The organism is Pseudomonas sp. ok272 (assembly GCF_900109995.1).
GTDB lineage: Bacteria > Pseudomonadota > Gammaproteobacteria > Pseudomonadales > Pseudomonadaceae > Aquipseudomonas.
Genome location: NZ_FOCB01000006.1, coordinates 17046 through 33968 on the forward strand (window position 1 = coordinate 17046; position 16923 = coordinate 33968).

The window sequence follows — 16923 nt, forward strand, 5'->3', positions numbered from 1 at the left end:
CGCTAATCAACTGTGGGAGCGGGCTTGTTCGCGAAAGCGGTGTACCAGTCAGCATGAGCCTCGACTGACAGATTGCATTCGCGAGCAAGCCCGCTCCCACAGATTGTGTGCAAGCCGGGAGCCCATTGCAGGCTCCCGGCCAGGGTTTAGCCGATGGTCATCAAGCTGGCATTACCACCCGCCGCAGCGGTGTTGACGCTCAACGCGCGTTCGATCACCAGGCGTTCCAGGGCGATGTTGGTTTCGCCCTGGGACAGGCCGTGAACCCCGACGATAGCGCCGGCACGGGTCGCGACTTGCTGGCAGACCGCACGCAACTGGTCGGAGTGACCGTGATGCAACACAGCGTCGATCACCACCTCATCCTTCGTCCAGTCGGCCACCCGCTTGATGCGCGCTTGCACTTCTTTTGGCAGACGGGCCAGCAGCGCCTTGCTCAACTCGCTCTCCGGCATCACCGCCGAACCACCGACGGCCAGGACCGCCGCCAGTTGGGTCAGCAGGTCGCCTTCGATGTCCGCCAGGCACAGCACGTGTTCACGGGGCAGGATCGCATAGCTGTTGCGCTCGCCGGTCGGGCCGGCCAGGGTGCGGGTGATGCCGCTTTGCGATTGTGCCGCGAACTTCACGCACAGGGCGCTGAGGTCGCTCAGTTGCTGGCTGTCAGCCCAGGCTTGCAGGGCATTGAGTGGCTGGCGCATGGCATCGCGCAGACGGACGTCCGGTGCGTTGTCGGCATCGCCACGGGCGAAGGATTGCTCGATGGCATCGCTCGGGCGCGTCGACAGCAGGCGGTACAGGTACAGCGGACCACCGGCTTTGGGGCCCGTGCCCGACAGGCCTTCGCCACCGAACGGCTGCACACCGACCACGGCGCCCACGATGTTGCGGTTGACGTAGACGTTACCGGCATTGACGTTGTCGACCACCTTGGCGATGGTCTCGTCGATGCGCGTGTGCACGCCCAGAGTCAGGCCGTAGCCGGAAGCGTTGATCTGCTCGATCAGTTGATCGATGTCCTTGCGGTTGTAGCGCACCACGTGCAGCACCGGGCCGAAGATCTCCCGTTGCAGCTCGTCGAAGCTCTCCAGTTCGATCAGGGTTGGCATGACGAACGTGCCGCGCTTGACCTCTTCGACATCGGCGATAGCCACCTGGTACACGTTGCGACCTTTGTCGCGCATGCCCTGGATGTGCTTGTCGATGCCGGCCTTGGCTTCGGCGTCGATCACCGGGCCAATGTCCACGGACAGGCGCTCTGGGTTGCCGAGGCGGCATTCAGCCATGGCGCCCTTGAGCATTTCGATCACACGGTCTGCCGAATCTTCCTGCAGGCACAGGACGCGCAGGGCCGAGCAACGCTGGCCGGCGCTGTCGAAGGCCGACGAGACGACGTCGATCACCACTTGTTCGGTCAAGGCCGAGGAGTCGACGATCATCGCGTTCTGCCCGCCGGTTTCGGCGATCAGCGGAATCGGTCGGCCCTGGGCATCCAGACGCCCGGCGATGTTGCGTTGCAGCAGGCGCGCCACTTCGGTGGAGCCGGTGAACATCACGCCCTTGACGCGTTCATCGCCCACCAGGCCAGCGCCGACGGTTTCGCCACGGCCCGGCAGCAGTTGCAGCACGCCTTCAGGGATACCGGCTTCGAGCAGCAGGCGCACAGCCTGGGCTGCGACCAGCGGGGTCTGTTCGGCGGGCTTGGCCAGGACCGGGTTGCCGGCGGCCAGGGCGGCGGCGACTTGGCCGCTGAAAATGGCCAGCGGGAAGTTCCACGGGCTGATGCACACCACCGGACCCAGTGGGCGGTGGGCGTCGTTGCTGAAATCGTTGCGGGCCTGCACCGCGTAGTAGCGCAGGAAATCCACCGCCTCGCGCACTTCGGCGATGGCGTTGGCGAAGGTCTTGCCGGCTTCACGGGCCAGCAGGCCCATCAGCGGCTGGATCTCGGCTTCCATCAGGTCAGCGGCACGTTCCAGGATCGCGGCACGCTCGGCGGGCGGGGTGGCCTGCCAGATCGGTGCGGCGTTGAGGGCGCACTGGATCGCGTTGTCGACGTCTTCGACGGTGGCTTCTTGTACATGACCGACCACGTCGCGCAGATCCGCCGGGTTCAGCACCGGTGCCGGGGTTTCGCTGCTCGATGGGCAGCCGAGCATTGGCGCGGCTTTCCAGTGGTTGTGGGCCGTGGCCAGCAGGGCGCAGGACAGCGACGCCAGGCGGTGTTCGTTGGCCAGGTCGATGCCGGCCGAGTTGGCGCGTTCGCTGCCATACAAGTCACGCGGCAGCGGGATGCGCGGGTGTGGCAAGCCGAAGCCGCCTTCCAGCGTGGCCATCTGCTCGATGCTGGCCACTGGATCGGCCACCAGCGCCTGGATCGAGATGGACTGGTCGGCGATCTGGTTGACGAACGAGGTGTTCGCGCCGTTTTCCAGCAAGCGACGCACCAGGTACGCCAGCAGGGTTTCGTGGGTGCCAACCGGAGCGTACACGCGGCACGGACGGTTCAGCTTGCCTTCGGAAACCTTGCCCACAACCTGTTCGTACAGCGGTTCACCCATGCCGTGCAGGCACTGGAACTCGTACTGGCCCGGGTAATAGTTCTGTCCGGCGATGTGGTAGATGGCCGACAGGGTGTGGGCGTTGTGGGTGGCGAACTGCGGGTAGATGACTTCCGGCACCGACAGCAGCTTGCGTGCGCAGGCGATGTAGGAAACGTCGGTGTACACCTTGCGGGTGTAGACCGGGTAGCCTTCCAGGCCGTCGACCTGGGCGCGCTTGATTTCGCTGTCCCAGTACGCGCCCTTCACCAGGCGGATCATCAGGCGATGACGGCTGCGGCGTGCCAGGTCGATCACGTAGTCGATCACATACGGGCAACGCTTCTGGTAGGCCTGGATCACGAAACCGATGCCGTTCCAGCCGGTCAGTTGCGGCTCGAAGCACAGGCGCTCCAGCAGGTCCAGCGACAGCTCCAGGCGGTCGGCTTCCTCGGCGTCGATGTTCAGGCCGATGTCGTATTGCTTGGCCAGCAGGGTCAGCGACAGCAGGCGCGGGTACAGCTCGTCCATCACGCGCTCGTACTGGGCGCGGCTGTAGCGTGGGTGCAGGGCGGAGAGCTTGATCGAGATGCCCGGGCCTTCATAAATGCCACGGCCGTGGGAAGCCTTGCCGATGGAATGGATGGCTTGCTCGTAGGACGCGAGGTACTTCTGTGCGTCATGTTCGGTCAGTGCGGCTTCACCGAGCATGTCGTAGGAATAGCGGAAGCCCTTGGATTCGAACTTGCTGGCGTTGGCCAGGGCTTCGGCGATGGTTTCGCCGGTGACGAACTGCTCGCCCATCAGGCGCATGGCCATGTCGACGCCCTTGCGGATCATCGGCTCGCCGCTCTTGCCGATAATGCGGCCCAGGGACGAGGTCAGGCCGGCTTCGTTGTGGGTGGCGACCAGTTTGCCGGTCAGCAGCAGGCCCCAGGTGGCGGCGTTGACGAACAGCGATGGGCTGTTGCCCAGGTGCGGCTGCCAGTTGCCGGTGCTGATTTTGTCGCGGATCAGTGCATCGCGGGTGCCCTTGTCGGGGATGCGCAGCAGCGCCTCGGCCAGGCACATCAGGGCGACGCCTTCCTGGGACGACAGGGAAAACTCCTGCAACAGGCCTTGCACGATGCCTGCACGACCACCGGCACTCTTCTGATTGCGCAGCTTCTCGGCAATCGAGGCGGCGAGCTTGTTGGTGGCTTCGGCCATCGCGGCCGGCAGTCGCGCCTGCTCCATCAGCATCGGTACCACTTCGGGTTCCGGACGACGGTAGGCGGCGGTGATCGAGGCGCGCAGGACCGATTGCGGCAGGATGCTTTCGGCGAACTCCAGGAAGCACTGGTGCGCGTGGTCGGCGGGGGCCTCGGCGCTGTCATCAGTGTCCGGGCGGGCTGCGCCGCTCAGTTCAGTCAGGGTTGCACCACCCTCGAGTTTCTCCAGGTAATTGAAGATCGCCTGCTTGATCAGCCAGTGCGGCGTGCGATCAATCGAGGTCGCGGCGGCTTTCAGGCGTTCGCGGGTTGGGTCGTCGAGTTTGACCCCAAGGGTGGTGGTAGCCATGTTTTTATCCTCATGTTTGCCACGATTGCGTGGCATCAGCTGGCGGCAAGATTAGCCGTGCACTGAATGAGGTGCAACCGGGTGCAACCCCTTTTTGTCGGAAAAATCCGCAGCTCGTCAGGAAATAAACTCTTCTATCTCCTTGTCACGTCTTCTTGGCGTGTTTCAGGTGGGGCGCCATGGGTTTTTGCGCCGAAAAGCAGCAAAAAGGCGTCATTGAGAAATATTTCCGACTAGGTGCAACTTATTCGAAGAAAATTGGTTGCACCTTGTTTGCTTTGTTGAATAGCATCCGCGCCACAAAGTGCAACCGCTCACAAGGCGGTGCATCGGCTGATGGCTTTCCTGGGGAAACATCAGTCATAAATGCGCGGATCTCCCGAACGTCCTTCAAACGACATCGTTTGGCGACGGGTCTACAGACCGCAGCGACATAAAAACAAAGCCAGGGCGAAATTGAATGACTGCTAGTAACCCAACCCTGATCACGTTCGTGATCTACATCGCAGCAATGGTGCTGATCGGCCTGATGGCTTATCGCTCCACCAACAACCTTTCCGACTACATTCTCGGTGGCCGTAGCCTGGGCAGCGTCGTGACCGCGCTTTCCGCTGGCGCCTCCGATATGAGTGGCTGGTTGTTGATGGGCTTGCCGGGCGCGATCTACATGTCGGGCCTGTCGGAAAGCTGGATTGCCATTGGCCTGATCATCGGTGCCTACCTGAACTGGCTGTTCGTTGCCGGGCGCCTGCGGGTGCAGACCGAGCACAACGGCGATGCACTGACGCTGCCGGACTACTTCTCCAGCCGCTTTGAAGACAAGAGCGGCCTGCTGCGCATCATCTCGGCCGTCGTGATCCTGGTGTTCTTCACCATCTACTGCGCCTCCGGCATCGTGGCCGGTGCTCGTTTGTTCGAAAGCACCTTCGGCATGTCCTACGAGACGGCGCTGTGGGCCGGTGCTGCGGCGACCATTGCCTACACCTTCATCGGTGGTTTCCTGGCAGTGAGCTGGACGGACACCGTGCAAGCCACGCTGATGATCTTCGCCCTGTTGCTGACGCCGATCATCGTGCTGCTGGCCACTGGCGGCGTCGATACCACGTTCCTGGCGATCAAAGCGCAGAACCCTGACAACTTCAACATGCTCAAGGGCACGAGCTTCATCGGCATCATCTCGCTGATGGGCTGGGGCCTGGGCTACTTCGGCCAGCCGCACATCCTGGCGCGCTTCATGGCCGCCGACTCGGTGAAGTCGATTGCCAAGGCGCGACGTATCTCCATGACCTGGATGATCCTGTGCCTGGCCGGTACGGTTGCCGTGGGCTTCTTCGGTATCGCTTACTTCTCGACGCACCCGGAACTCGCCGCTCCCGTGACCGAGAACCACGAACGTGTGTTCATCGAACTGGCCAAGCTGCTGTTCAATCCGTGGATTGCCGGTGTCCTGCTGTCGGCCATCCTGGCCGCAGTGATGAGCACCCTGAGCTGCCAACTGTTGGTGTGCTCCAGCGCCCTGACCGAAGACTTCTACAAGGCTTTCCTGCGTAAGAACGCCTCCCAGCTTGAGCTGGTATGGGTCGGTCGCGCCATGGTGCTGGCCGTTGCGCTGATTGCCATCGCCATGGCGGCCAACCCGGAAAACCGCGTGCTGGGCCTGGTTAGCTACGCCTGGGCCGGCTTCGGTGCTGCCTTTGGTCCGGTGGTCCTGATCTCGGTACTGTGGAGAGGCATGACCCGTAATGGCGCCCTGGCCGGTATCGTGGTCGGTGCTGTGACCGTGATCGTCTGGAAGCACTTTGCCCTGTTTGGCCTGTACGAAATCATCCCAGGCTTCATCTTTGCCAGCCTGGCGATTTACCTGGTGAGCAAGCAAGGCACGCCAACGGCGGGCATGCTGCAGCGCTTTGCGGCGGCCGAGAAGGATTTTCACCTGAACAAGTGAGGCTCGCAGCCCATGGGCTGATCCCTCGCTGATACAAAGAACGGCCCGCAGCCTTTTGGTTGCGGGCCGTTTTTTTTGGCCAGGTATTGAGGGTTGTATGTAGTCTCAGGCTTCAGTTTTTGAAGGAAAGGTCTCTAAAGCAGAAGGGCAAATCTGAATTTGCTGCCCTCCGGTCAACGGCCCAGACCCCTCATGCAGAATCGCCGCCTCCCCTTCCGTAGAGGCGCCGACCCTTCATGCCCGCCAATCAATCGCGTTTCACGTTGACCCTCGAAGGCGCCCAGGATCAACTCAAGGTGCTTGGCTTCACGGGCAGGGAAACGATCAGCCAGCCGTACCGTTTCGACCTGGAACTGGTCAGCGATCGCCCGGACCTGGACCTCGATGCGCTCCTGCATCGCCAGGCGTTCCTGGGCTTTGGCGACGCCGGCGCGGGTGTCCATGGCCAGGTGTATCGCGTGGCCCAGGGCGACAGCGGCCATCGCCAGACCCACTATCACCTCAGCCTGGTGCCCCGGCTGGCGTACCTGTCAGGGCAAATCGACCAGCGTATTTTCCAGGGCTTGAGCGTCCCGCAGATCATCGAGCAGGTGTTGAAGCGCCACGGCATCCTCGGTGATGCCTTTGCATTGCGCCTCGCTCGTAAGTACCCGGTGCGCGAGTACTGCGTGCAATACGCCGAGAGCGACCTGGCGTTCATCCAGCGGTTGTGCGCCGAGATCGGCATTCACTACCACTTCCAGCACCGCGCAGATGGCCACTTGCTGGTGTTCGGTGATGATCAGGCGGTGTTCCCCCGCCTGGCGCAACCCACGCTGTACCTGCCAGACAGCACCTTGGCCCCGGAGCCCACCATCAAGCGCTTGCAGGTGCGCCTGGAAACCCGGACCAGCGCGGTTGCCCTGCGCGACTACGACTTTGAGAAGCCCGGGATCATGCTGCACAGCGCAGTAGAGGGTGAGCGTCAGCCGCGCCTGGAAGACTTCCACTACCCCGGCCAGTTCACCGACCGTGACCGTGGCTGGAGCCTGGCGCAGTTGGCCCTGGAGCGTCACGGTGCCGACTTCTGCCAGGCCGAAGGTGCCAGCGATCAACCCGCGCTGGCCGCCGGGTACGTGCTGTCATTGGCCGAGCATCCACGCCAGGCATGGAACGCCCCGTGGCTGATCACCACCGTCGAGCATCACGGACGCCAGCCGCAAGTGCTGGAAGAGACCGCCGACAGCGAGGGCTTCCAGGGCTATCGCAATACGTTCCTGGCCACGCCGTTCGACATACCGTTCCGCCCGCCCTTGTTCGAACATCGGCCCCGGGCGGTGGGCTACCAGCACGCGGTGGTCAAGGGGCGCCCGGGCAGCGAAATCGATTGCGATCCGTATGGGCGGGTCCGGGTGCAATTCGTCTGGGACCGCCAGGCCAAGCCCGACGAAGCGTCCAGTTGCTGGCTGCGGGTCGCCAGTGGCTGGGCCCATGACGGCTACGGCACGGTGCTGATCCCACGGGTCGGCATGGAAGTGCTGGTCGGCTTTGTCGATGGCGACCCCGACAAGCCACTGATCATGGGCTGCCTGCCCAATGGCGAGAACCGGACGCCGCTCGACCTGCCAGCGAGCCAGACCCGCAGTATCTTTCGTAGCCAGAGCAGCCCCGGCGGCGGTGGCTACAACGAAGTCCGGATCGAAGACCGCAAGGGCGCCGAGGAAATCTACCTGCGGGCCGAGCGCAACTGGACCCAGCACGTGCGCAACGACCTGCACGTGCAGGTCGACCATCAGCGCAGTGTGCTGGTCACAGGGTTGGACCAGCATGAACTCAAGGACGAGGAACACCGCCTCACCCACGGCCATCGCCGTACCGAGTTGCGCCAGGACGATCACCTGCAGGTCAGCGGTGACCGGCACATCCGGGTCCGCAGCCAGTCGTCCCATGCCAGCCAACGGATTCAACTGAGTGCCGGGCAGCAGGTGGTGATCGACGGCGGCACCCACGCGACGATCCAGGCGGGCGGGAACTGGATCAGCATCAGCGCCGCGGGGATCTTCAGCAGCACGCCGATCCAGGTGGGTGGCTCGGCGATGCCACTGCGCCGGGCCGCGCCCGCGATGCCCGGTCTGCCCGAGGCCATGGCGACCTCGGAACCGGCCACCCTCGGCCCGGCGCAGTTGCTCAACCTGCAAAGCGCCGCGCCGTTCTGTGAAGAGTGCGAGCGCTGCAAGGACGGCCTGTGTGCAACGCCGAGTCCGACCACACCGACCGGAACGGCCAAGACGTCGGCGAGCACAGACATCGAGCCGGGCTTCCACCTCGTCAGCCACGCCATGCCCCGGGCGGCGATGGAGTCGCTGCTGTTTGAACAGGCCAGCCCCGAGGTGCTGGCGAAGTTCCGCCAACTCAATCCACACCTGGGCAACTACGCCAAACCCGGCCAATTGCTGGTCCTCAGCGACCCGCGCAACACCCAATGCACCCGCGAAGAAGCCCTGCTGATGGAAGCCGCGCTAAAGGTCGACGCCGCACTGGAGCCGTTGACGGACGCCGAGGCGGAGTTCATGGCCCGCCATCACGACGAGATTGAGTCGTTTCTGATGCAGGGCTCAACCTCCATTGGCATCGGGGCCGCGATGTTCGGCGAGCACCTGTCGAAGCTGAGCACCACCCTCAAGCAAATAGAAGACCTGCACATACACACCTTCAACACCCACGGAGCGCTCAAGGGTGATGACTTTCTCAAGCAGCGTGCAGCGCTGCTGAAACAACTGGATAGCAGCCTGGGACCGTTGGTGCGCAAAGGCGTGGGCATTCCCGAGCACCAGAAGCTCAAGCACGCACTGGGCATCTCCACCAAAAGCCTGGTGCATCACTGGAAAAAGGCCGGCACGGCGGGCGGGATGCCGGGCTACGCCACCCATATCGATGGGGTGAGCAAGGCGAGCAAGGTGATCAAGCTTGGAGGCTGGGTGGGAATCGGGATGGGAGCCGCAGGGTCGGGGTTGAAGGTCAAGGAAACTTGCCGGGTGGGCACGGAAGAGGCTTGTCGGAAGGTGAAGTTTACGGAGGTGGGGAAGTTTGGTGGTGGGGCGACACTAGGTTCACTCGGTGGGTGGGCTGGTCTAGGGGTTTGTGTGGGGATAGGTGTCGGTACTGCTGGTGTCGGGGGTGCTGTCTGCGCATTGGTTTTAGTTGGGGCTGGAACTTATGTTGGTGGGGAGGCTGGAGCGGCACTAGGGGACAAACTAGGTGAGATTGTTTATGAGACGATTTATCAATGAGAGACCCATATGAGGTTATCTTTGTGCTCGTCGTGGGCGGTTTGATATTTTTGCTTGGTTTTATTTTTATATTTGGATTGATTTATCTCGCGCTATTTAAAATGGAGACAATACTTAAGTCGCTTCGTAACTCTCGGGGGATAGAAGTGAGGAGGCCATTTATGAAGACGGGCGTGTATGGTGTTTACTTTATGATGATTGCTGTGGTGGTTTACTTGGGTTTTTCACGGAGATCAATTCAGATTGGTGATCTGAGTGAAGAGGATTATCGAAGTTTTCCCCGAGGGCTTCTTCGGTTTATAAAGATTTTAAATGGTGTCGCCTATGTGGGTGTTTTTTTGGCGGTTGTGTATTTTAGTGTTATGAAATATATGGGGTGGATGAAGTGAGCGTGGTCATAGGTCTAGGTACTGCAAGCCTCAATATGAGGCGGTGAGGTGAGAGGCGAATCTGAAACGATATTTTTATGGTGTGGCGCACTGTTGATTCTGATAGTGATGTTTGTTCTTTTATATATAGCTTATTTTCGTGCCGAAGATATTTTTAGAGGTTTTAGTGGATCGCCTGCTGTCGCAGTTAAAGAATGGCATCTTGGGTATGGCCCAGTGAGTAGGTACTTATTTATAATTTTCGTTGGTTCTATGCTGGTTTTTCAGCATCAATCGTTGAAGCGCGGATGGATTGATTATAGGGATTACACGTTGTTTTCGGAGGGGTTGAAGAGGCTGATAAGAATTCCGACTTGTTTGATGTTGGTGCTCGGAGTTATTTCTTTTTTTATATTGTTGTAGGGCGTTATTTAGGTTGGATTGAGCAAGGTGATACACCCGCAAAGAAGCGCTGCTGATGTTGTGCGGAAGGTCAGCCTGGGTTGGGGCGGCGCGGGATGCCGAGGTTGGGTCGGAAATCTGGAGCGGGCAGTGATTATGTGGGCGCTGATGAGGAGTGTCTCAACTAACCTGTCGATGAGGGGGCGTAATGCGAAGTGATGCTGAAGTTGTGTTTGCTGTGTGCTTGGGAGGGCTTTTTTTATTAATGTTAATCATAACAATCGTTTTTTTGTTTTTTTCCTATTTTAGAATGTCTGAAATACTTGAAGGGTTGAGTAATAGCGAGTTTTTGCGTCTGCGTAAATCATGCATGGGCAGTGATCCCGTCTCTCGAATGTTTATTATTATCAGTGTCGCAAGTGTGCTCGCTTTCCATTCTCGGGCTTTGAAGTCCGGGGGGCTTGATAGCCGCGACTATAAAAATTTTCCGGCAGATCTGAAGCGACAAATCAAAGTGACCTATTGGCTATGTCTTGTTGTTGGAGGGATGTTGTTTGTAGTGGTCGGGTTTGGCAAGTGGATGGGGTGGGTTAAGTAGTGGTGCGCTTCTATGAGGGGCCGTATAGCTGATGAATAAAGATGAGTTATTATTTGTCTCTGTTGTGGGAGGCGCATTCTTTTTATTTGGTTTTAGCTTCGTGCTCGGGCAAATCTATCTTGCTTATTTTCAGATGGATCGGATCATGAACGCTTTGCGCAATTCTTCTGGTGTAGAGTTCAGAAAGCATTTGTTGAATGGTGGTTTTCTAGGTGTTCATTTTTTGTTGATTAGTGTTGCTTATTTTTTGATCTTTTCTACGCAAGCCATAAAGACTGGAACGCTCGCTAAGGAGGACTACTTAAATTTTCCTAGCAAATTAATGAAGCAAATAAGATTCATTTATGCGTTGGCGTTTTTAGGGTGTTTGTCATTGTTTGTTTTTTATGTTGTTAGTGTGTACATGGGTTGGTATTAGTTTCTGGAGGAGGGTTTGTTGGTGGGAGCTTGGGCGTAGGAGGGGGGTGGAATTATTTACGAGGTGATTTACCAGTGAGAGACCCAAATGAAGTTGCCTTTGTGCTCATCGCAGGCGGATTGTTTTTCTTGCTTGGCTTTATTTTTATCTTTGGGCTGATTTATCTCGCGCTATTTAAGATGGACGTAATATTGACCGCGCTTCGTAACTCCCCGGGCATAGAAATACGGAAGCCATTTATGAAGATGGGCATATATGGTGTTTATTTTATGTTGATTAGTGTAGGGGCTTACTTGACTTTTCCAGGGCGCTCAATTAGAGGGGGCGAGCTGAGTGAGGAGGATTATCGAAATTTCCCCCGTGGGCTTCTTCGGTTTATAAGATTTTTAAATGGTGTGTCATATGCGGGGGCATTTGTGCTGGCTGTATTTTATATTGTTGATAAATACATGGGATGGCTTAAGTAGTAGAACACCTTCAACAATACCAATATTAAATCCTGAGTGAGTACTTATGATGCCTATTGAAACGCCTGATAACTGGCTACGCCATCACCCCCTCTCTGACGGGGAGCAACTCTTCACCCTGTTCAGCAGCGCCAGCGCTGCCAAGCCCCTGAAGGCCTGGCAGTTGTCCCATGGTACGCAGGCGCCGAGTCCCATTTGGGGTGATACGCCGTATGCGCAATGGGCCGAGGCGATGCCCTATGTCGTGCGGGTCGACGCGGGCAGTGGCTTTCTTGATTGGGTGGCCAGCACCGAGGCGCGGGACTGGGGGTGGTTGTTTGTGGCGACGGCCACACAGGAGGCGTTGGTCGAGCAGTTTCGAAGCCTGACCAAGGTGCTGTTGCCGACGGGGGATGAGGTGTTTTTTCGCTTCTGGGACGGGCGTTATGTGCTGCCGATCCTGGCGTCTGATGAGGTCGATGCTGCTGAATTGCTGCCCCTGGTGGGGCGTTGCCTGATCAATGGGCAGGCGCAGGGCATCGGTGGTCGCGCGACGCACACCACGCGGCCGTCGCCATGGTGGCAGGTGCCGCCGTCGCTGCTGGCGCGTTTGGGCGCGCAGGACCCCACCACCCACATCAATAATTTGATCACCTGGCTCAGTGAGGATCGCCCGGACCTGTTCGAGGCGTTTCCCGAGGTCGTGCTGCGGCGCAAGGTGGCGCGGTTTGTGGCGGGAGGCGCTGCATCGGGCGACACAAAGCAGGCGCTGGCCGATTACCTGGGCCAGGAGTGCGACCGCTCGGGGTGTAACCCCTGACGTTGAGCGCGGTACAGGGTAAACTTCGCCTCCTTCGCAGGAGCAGCCATGAATTATCGTCACGCCTTCCACGCCGGCAATCATGCCGACGTGTTCAAACACCTGACCTTGACCCGCCTCATCGCCCTGATGTCGCGCAAGGAGCAGCCGTTCGCCTACCTCGATACCCACGCCGGCATCGGCCTGTATGACTTGCAGGGCGATCAGGCCAACCGGACCGGTGAGTACCTGGAAGGCATTGCGCGTTTGTGGGGCGAGCCGGACCTGCCGGTGCTGGCGGCCGACTACATGCAGGTGCTGCATGAGATGAACCCGGATGGCCAGTTGCGCTACTACCCGGGCTCGCCCGAGTTGGCGCGGCGCCTGACCCGCCCGCAGGACCGGGTGTTGCTCAACGAGAAGCACCCCGATGATGGCCTGCTGCTCAAGGACAACATGAAGGGCGACCGTCGGGTCAAGGTCCACCTGGGCGAGGGCTGGCATGTGCCGCGCGCACTGTTGCCGGTGCCGGAAAAGCGCGCCTTGATGCTGATCGATCCGCCGTTCGAGAAGCTCGACGAGATGCAGCGTTGTGCCGCGTCGCTCAAGGAGGCGATTGGCCGGATGCGCCAGACCGTGGCCGCGATCTGGTACCCGGTGAAGGATCAGCGCCTGCTGCGTCGTTTCTATCAGGACCTGGCCGGGACCGGCGCGCCGAAGTTGCTGCGCGTGGAGTTGTTGGTGCATCCGCTGGATACGCCCGCCAGCCTGAATGGCTCGGGCCTGGCGATTGCCAATCCGCCGTGGGGGCTGGAGGAAGAGTTGCGTGAACTGCTGCCGTGGCTGGCACAGAAGCTCGGCCAAACCCAGGGTGGCTGGCAGATGGATTGGTTGATTGCCGAGTAAATAGATTTCAAAACAAGCACAGCGCCAATGTGGGAGCGGGCTTGCTCGCGAATGCGGAGTATCAGTCACTGCATATGCTGTCTGACATTGCGCATTCGCGAGCAAGCCCGCTCCCACAGGTTGGTCTTCAGCGAACACAAAGCCCGCGTCGGACCTCAATCCCCGGTGGGGACGATGTCGGGGCTTAGATCGGGCAGGTCACGCCGGTGCCGCCGATCCCGCAGTAGCCTTGTGGGTTCTTCGCCAGGTATTGCTGGTGATAGGCCTCGGCGTAGTAGAAAGTCGGAGCTTGTTCGATCTCGGTGGTGATGGTGCCCAGGCCCGCCTTGGTCAGCTCCGCCTGGAACAGCGCTTCGCTGGCTTGGGCTTCTTCCAGTTGCTCCGGCTTGACCGCGTAGATCACTGAGCGGTACTGGGTGCCGATGTCGTTGCCCTGGCGCATGCCCTGGGTCGGGTTGTGCAGTTCCCAGAACATCGCCAGCAGCTCCTTGTAGCTGATCTCGTCCTGGTCATACACCACCAAGACCACTTCGGTGTGGCCGGTCAGGCCGGAGCAGACTTCTTCATACGTCGGGTTTGGCGTGAAGCCACCGGCATAGCCCACGGCCGTGCTGACCACGCCCTGGCGCTGCCAGAACTTGCGTTCCGCGCCCCAGAAGCAGCCCAGGCCAAACATCGCGAACTCGACGTTGCCGATGAAGGGGCCGAGCATGTATTGGTCTTTGTTGACGAAGTGTTTCTCCGGCACGGTCATCGGGGTTTCGCGACCAGGCAGGGCTTGTTCTTGGGTAGGCAGCACGTTTTTGTTCACCAGGATTTCCGAGCGCAAGACCATGATCAGTCCTCCAGTCAGGTAGGGGATGTAAAAAATCAGACCGCCAGTGTGCCCGAGTGTTACAGCGCTGTCAGTCGATTGAACCGCGCGGGTAGCGTTTGAGCTTGTCGATCAGCTCCTCGCCGGGAATCGGCCGGTCGAACAGGTAGCCCTGGCCAACGTCGCAGCGATGGCGGCGCAGGAACGCCAGTTGCTCGGCGGTCTCGATGCCTTCGGCCACCACCTTGAGCTTGAGGTTGTGCGCCATGGCAATCACCGCCGAGGTGATTTCCATGTCGTCCTGGTTGTCCGGGATCTCGTGGATGAAGCTGCGATCGATCTTGATGATGTCGATCGGGAACTTCTTCAGGTAGCTCAAGGACGAGTAGCCGGTGCCGAAGTCATCCATGGCCAGGGTCAGGCCCAGGCGCTTGAGCTGGTCGAGTTGCAAGTGCGTGTCTTCGGTGGCTTCCAGCAGCAAGCCTTCGGTCAGCTCCAGTTCCAGCAGGTGCGCGGGCAGTTGCTCTTCCTTGAGGATGCTGGCAATCGAGGACACCAGGTCCGGGTCGGAGAACTGCTTGGGCGACAGGTTGATCGCCACCTGCAAGTTGCCCAGCCCCGCCGCGCGCAGCTCGATGCTCTTGCGGCAGGCCTGGCGGGCAATCCACTTGCCGATCGGGATGATCAGGCCCGTCTCTTCGGCCACGCTGATGAACTGGTCGGGGCGGATCATGCCCTTTTCCGGGTGGTTCCAGCGCAGCAGCGCTTCCATCCCCAGCAGGCGGCCGGTGCGCAGGCACAGCTTGGGCTGGTAGAACACGTCCAGCTCGTTCTGGGTCAGGGCGCGCCGCAGGTTGTTCTCCACGAACAGCTTGTAGCTGGCCTCGGCATTCAGGGCCTCGGTGAACACCTGGACCTGGTGCTTGCCGTTGGCCTTGGCCTTGTGCAGCGCCAGGCCGGCGTTGCGCATCAGGGTCTGCGGGTCGCGCCCGTGCACCGGCGCACAGGCCACGCCCACCGAGCCGGTGACACTGATCAACTGGTTGTCGACGAACATCGGTTTGTCGAGGGTCATCAGCAACTGGCTGGCGACCTGCTGGCCGGCCTTGAGGGTCGTGTCGTCCAGCAGCACCGCGAACTCGTTGCTGGCAAAGCGCGCCAGGCTGCCGCCCGGGCTCAGGCTATTGCGCAGGCGCCGGGCGAGGCTGATCAGCAGTTTGTCGCCGGTCTGGTGGCCGAGGCTGTCGTTGATGCGCTTGAAGTTGTCGATGTCCACCAGCAACAGGCAGATCGGGCTGTCGCTGTCGCGGGCGAAACGTTCGTCGAGGTTGCGGATGAACGCGGGACGGTTGCCCAGGTTGGTCAAGTTGTCGGTGTAGGCCAGGCGCTCGATGCGTTGCTGGGCGAGTTTGGTCTGGGTGATGTCTTCGTAGATGCCGATGTAATGGGTCAGCTCACGGTTGTCGCCATACACCTTGGAGATCGACAGTTGGCCCCAGTAGGGTTCCAGGTTCTTGCGTCGGCTCTTGAACTCGCCCTGCCAACTGTTGCTCTTGGCCAGGCTGGACGGCGCGTCGAACAGCAACTCGCTGAGGTTTTCCAGGGCCGGCAGTTCCGACAGGCGATGGCCGTGGACTTCTTCGGTGCTGTACTGGGTGATCGCGGTGAAGCTGGGGTTGACGTACTCGACCACGCCGTCGCAGTTGACCAGCAGGAACGCGTTGGCACTTTGTTCCACGGCCCGCTGGAACAGGTGCAGGGCGCTGGTGGCGGCGCGCCGGTTGTGGTTGTTGATGACCTGTGCGAACTGGTCGGCCAACTCGCCGGCGAAGGCGATTTCATCTGACTGCCAGGCCCGGGTGGTGCCGGTCTGTTCCAGGCACAAGACGCCCACCACCTGGCCGTCGACGCGGATGCTGGCATCCAGCAGAGCGTTGATGTCCCGGGGGCGCAGGCTCTCGGCCATTTCCCGGGTGCGTGGGTCGCGCATCGCGTTGTGGGCATCGATCGCGCGGCTGGTGTGCAGCGCTTCGAGGTAGTCGGGGAAGCCGCTGGCGTCGATGACGTCCGGCATGCGGTGTTCCCCGGAGGCGCGGTGATACGCGGAAATCGGCACCAGTTGCCGGTCTTCAAGGTTCCACAGGCTGGCGCTGTCGATCTCGTAGATATCGCAGGCGCTGCGGGTGATCAGCTCGGCGGCTTCGCGCAATGAGTTGCCGGTGCTGTAGCGCTGGCGGGTAAGCAACAGAATCAGCGCCTGCTGGGCGCGCACGCGCTCCAGGTGCAGCAGTTGTTCCTGCTGGGCGTGCTGGTTCAGTTCGAGGGCGATTTGCAGGCGCGAGTTCTGGGTTTCCAGGTCGAGGGCCTGCGACAGCGGATCATCGCCTGCGAACAGCTCATCGACCACCAACAGGTAGCCGCGCAGCAGGTGACGGTTGTGTTGCTTGTAGGCTTCGCCCAGCTCCAGCAGGTTCAACGCGCCGTTGGCGGTGTGCAGGGTGTAGCGGATCAGGTAATTGGGGTGTTGAGTCAACTGCTGCTGGATCGCGTCGTGCAGCTGATAGCGGGCCTCGGGCTCCATCAGGCTGGCGTAGGGCGAGCCGATCAGGGCGCAGAGTTCGACGGCGGGCAAGCCGAATTGGCGTTCGCAGTTGGGATCAAGAAACAACAGGGCCCAGCTTGCTTCATTCAGCCGTTCGAAACGCAGCATGCCGAGCCGCGAAGGCACAGGCAACTGCGTCACTACCTCGGCCGCCATTCGGCTGGCGGCATCGGGATGGCTTTTCATGGAGGAAACTCGCTTCGAAAATGCGGAACGCGCCGGGCTCGCGCCTCTGTACTGTTGCCTGCGGCAAGGT

At 60.3% G+C, this 16923-nt stretch carries 10 protein-coding genes and 1 pseudogene; 8 read left to right on the forward strand and 3 right to left on the reverse strand.

Translation table 11 applies throughout. From position 1 onward, the window contains the following. Nucleotides 1-146: 146 nt before the first annotated feature. Entirely contained in the window at nucleotides 147-4100 is a 3954-nt protein-coding gene (putA, locus tag BMW74_RS10925) for a trifunctional transcriptional regulator/proline dehydrogenase/L-glutamate gamma-semialdehyde dehydrogenase (protein ID WP_093418591.1), read from the reverse strand. Nucleotides 4101-4560: 460 nt separating this feature from the next. On the opposite strand from putA, the gene putP reads away from it, so the two are divergent. The 8 genes and pseudogenes from putP (at nucleotide 4561) to BMW74_RS10965 (ending at nucleotide 13251) form a co-directional block, all read left to right on the forward strand. After that, nucleotides 4561-6045, forward strand: a complete 1485-nt coding sequence (gene putP / locus BMW74_RS10930) for a sodium/proline symporter PutP (protein ID WP_093418596.1) — start codon at nucleotides 4561-4563, stop codon at nucleotides 6043-6045. Nucleotides 6046-6281: 236 nt separating this feature from the next. After that, nucleotides 6282-8276 (forward strand): annotated as a pseudogene (locus tag BMW74_RS10935) (type VI secretion system tip protein VgrG); the annotation flags it as partial. 1199 nt (nucleotides 8277-9475) lie between these two features. Next, nucleotides 9476-9703, forward strand: coding sequence for a hypothetical protein (locus tag BMW74_RS24770; RefSeq protein WP_139208394.1), 228 nt, complete (start codon nucleotides 9476-9478; stop codon nucleotides 9701-9703). 589 nt (nucleotides 9704-10292) lie between these two features. Continuing rightward, nucleotides 10293-10682, forward strand: a complete 390-nt coding sequence (locus BMW74_RS10945) for a hypothetical protein (RefSeq protein WP_093418611.1) — start codon at nucleotides 10293-10295, stop codon at nucleotides 10680-10682. Nucleotides 10683-10713: 31 nt separating this feature from the next. Further along, on the forward strand, nucleotides 10714-11100 hold the full coding sequence (locus tag BMW74_RS10950) for a hypothetical protein (protein ID WP_093418616.1): 387 nt from the start codon (nucleotides 10714-10716) through the stop codon (nucleotides 11098-11100). Nucleotides 11101-11174: 74 nt separating this feature from the next. Beyond that, a complete protein-coding gene (locus BMW74_RS10955) occupies nucleotides 11175-11567 on the forward strand; it encodes a hypothetical protein (RefSeq protein ID WP_139208395.1) in 393 nt (130 codons plus the stop codon). Between the two features lie 46 nt (nucleotides 11568-11613). Further along, nucleotides 11614-12366, forward strand: a complete 753-nt coding sequence (locus BMW74_RS10960) for a DUF4123 domain-containing protein (protein ID WP_371911748.1) — start codon at nucleotides 11614-11616, stop codon at nucleotides 12364-12366. A 48-nt stretch (nucleotides 12367-12414) separates the two neighbouring features. After that, on the forward strand, nucleotides 12415-13251 hold the full coding sequence (locus tag BMW74_RS10965) for a 23S rRNA (adenine(2030)-N(6))-methyltransferase RlmJ (RefSeq protein ID WP_093418625.1): 837 nt from the start codon (nucleotides 12415-12417) through the stop codon (nucleotides 13249-13251). A 184-nt stretch (nucleotides 13252-13435) separates the two neighbouring features. Here BMW74_RS10965 and msrA read toward each other — a convergent pair whose 3' ends face one another. Continuing rightward, on the reverse strand, nucleotides 13436-14086 hold the full coding sequence (msrA, locus tag BMW74_RS10970) for a peptide-methionine (S)-S-oxide reductase MsrA (RefSeq protein ID WP_093418630.1): 651 nt from the start codon (nucleotides 14084-14086) through the stop codon (nucleotides 13436-13438). Nucleotides 14087-14156: 70 nt separating this feature from the next. Beyond that, nucleotides 14157-16853 (reverse strand): sensor domain-containing phosphodiesterase, encoded by a 2697-nt coding sequence (locus BMW74_RS10975; protein ID WP_093418635.1) that lies wholly within the window; start codon nucleotides 16851-16853, stop codon nucleotides 14157-14159. Nucleotides 16854-16923: the final 70 nt, after the last annotated feature.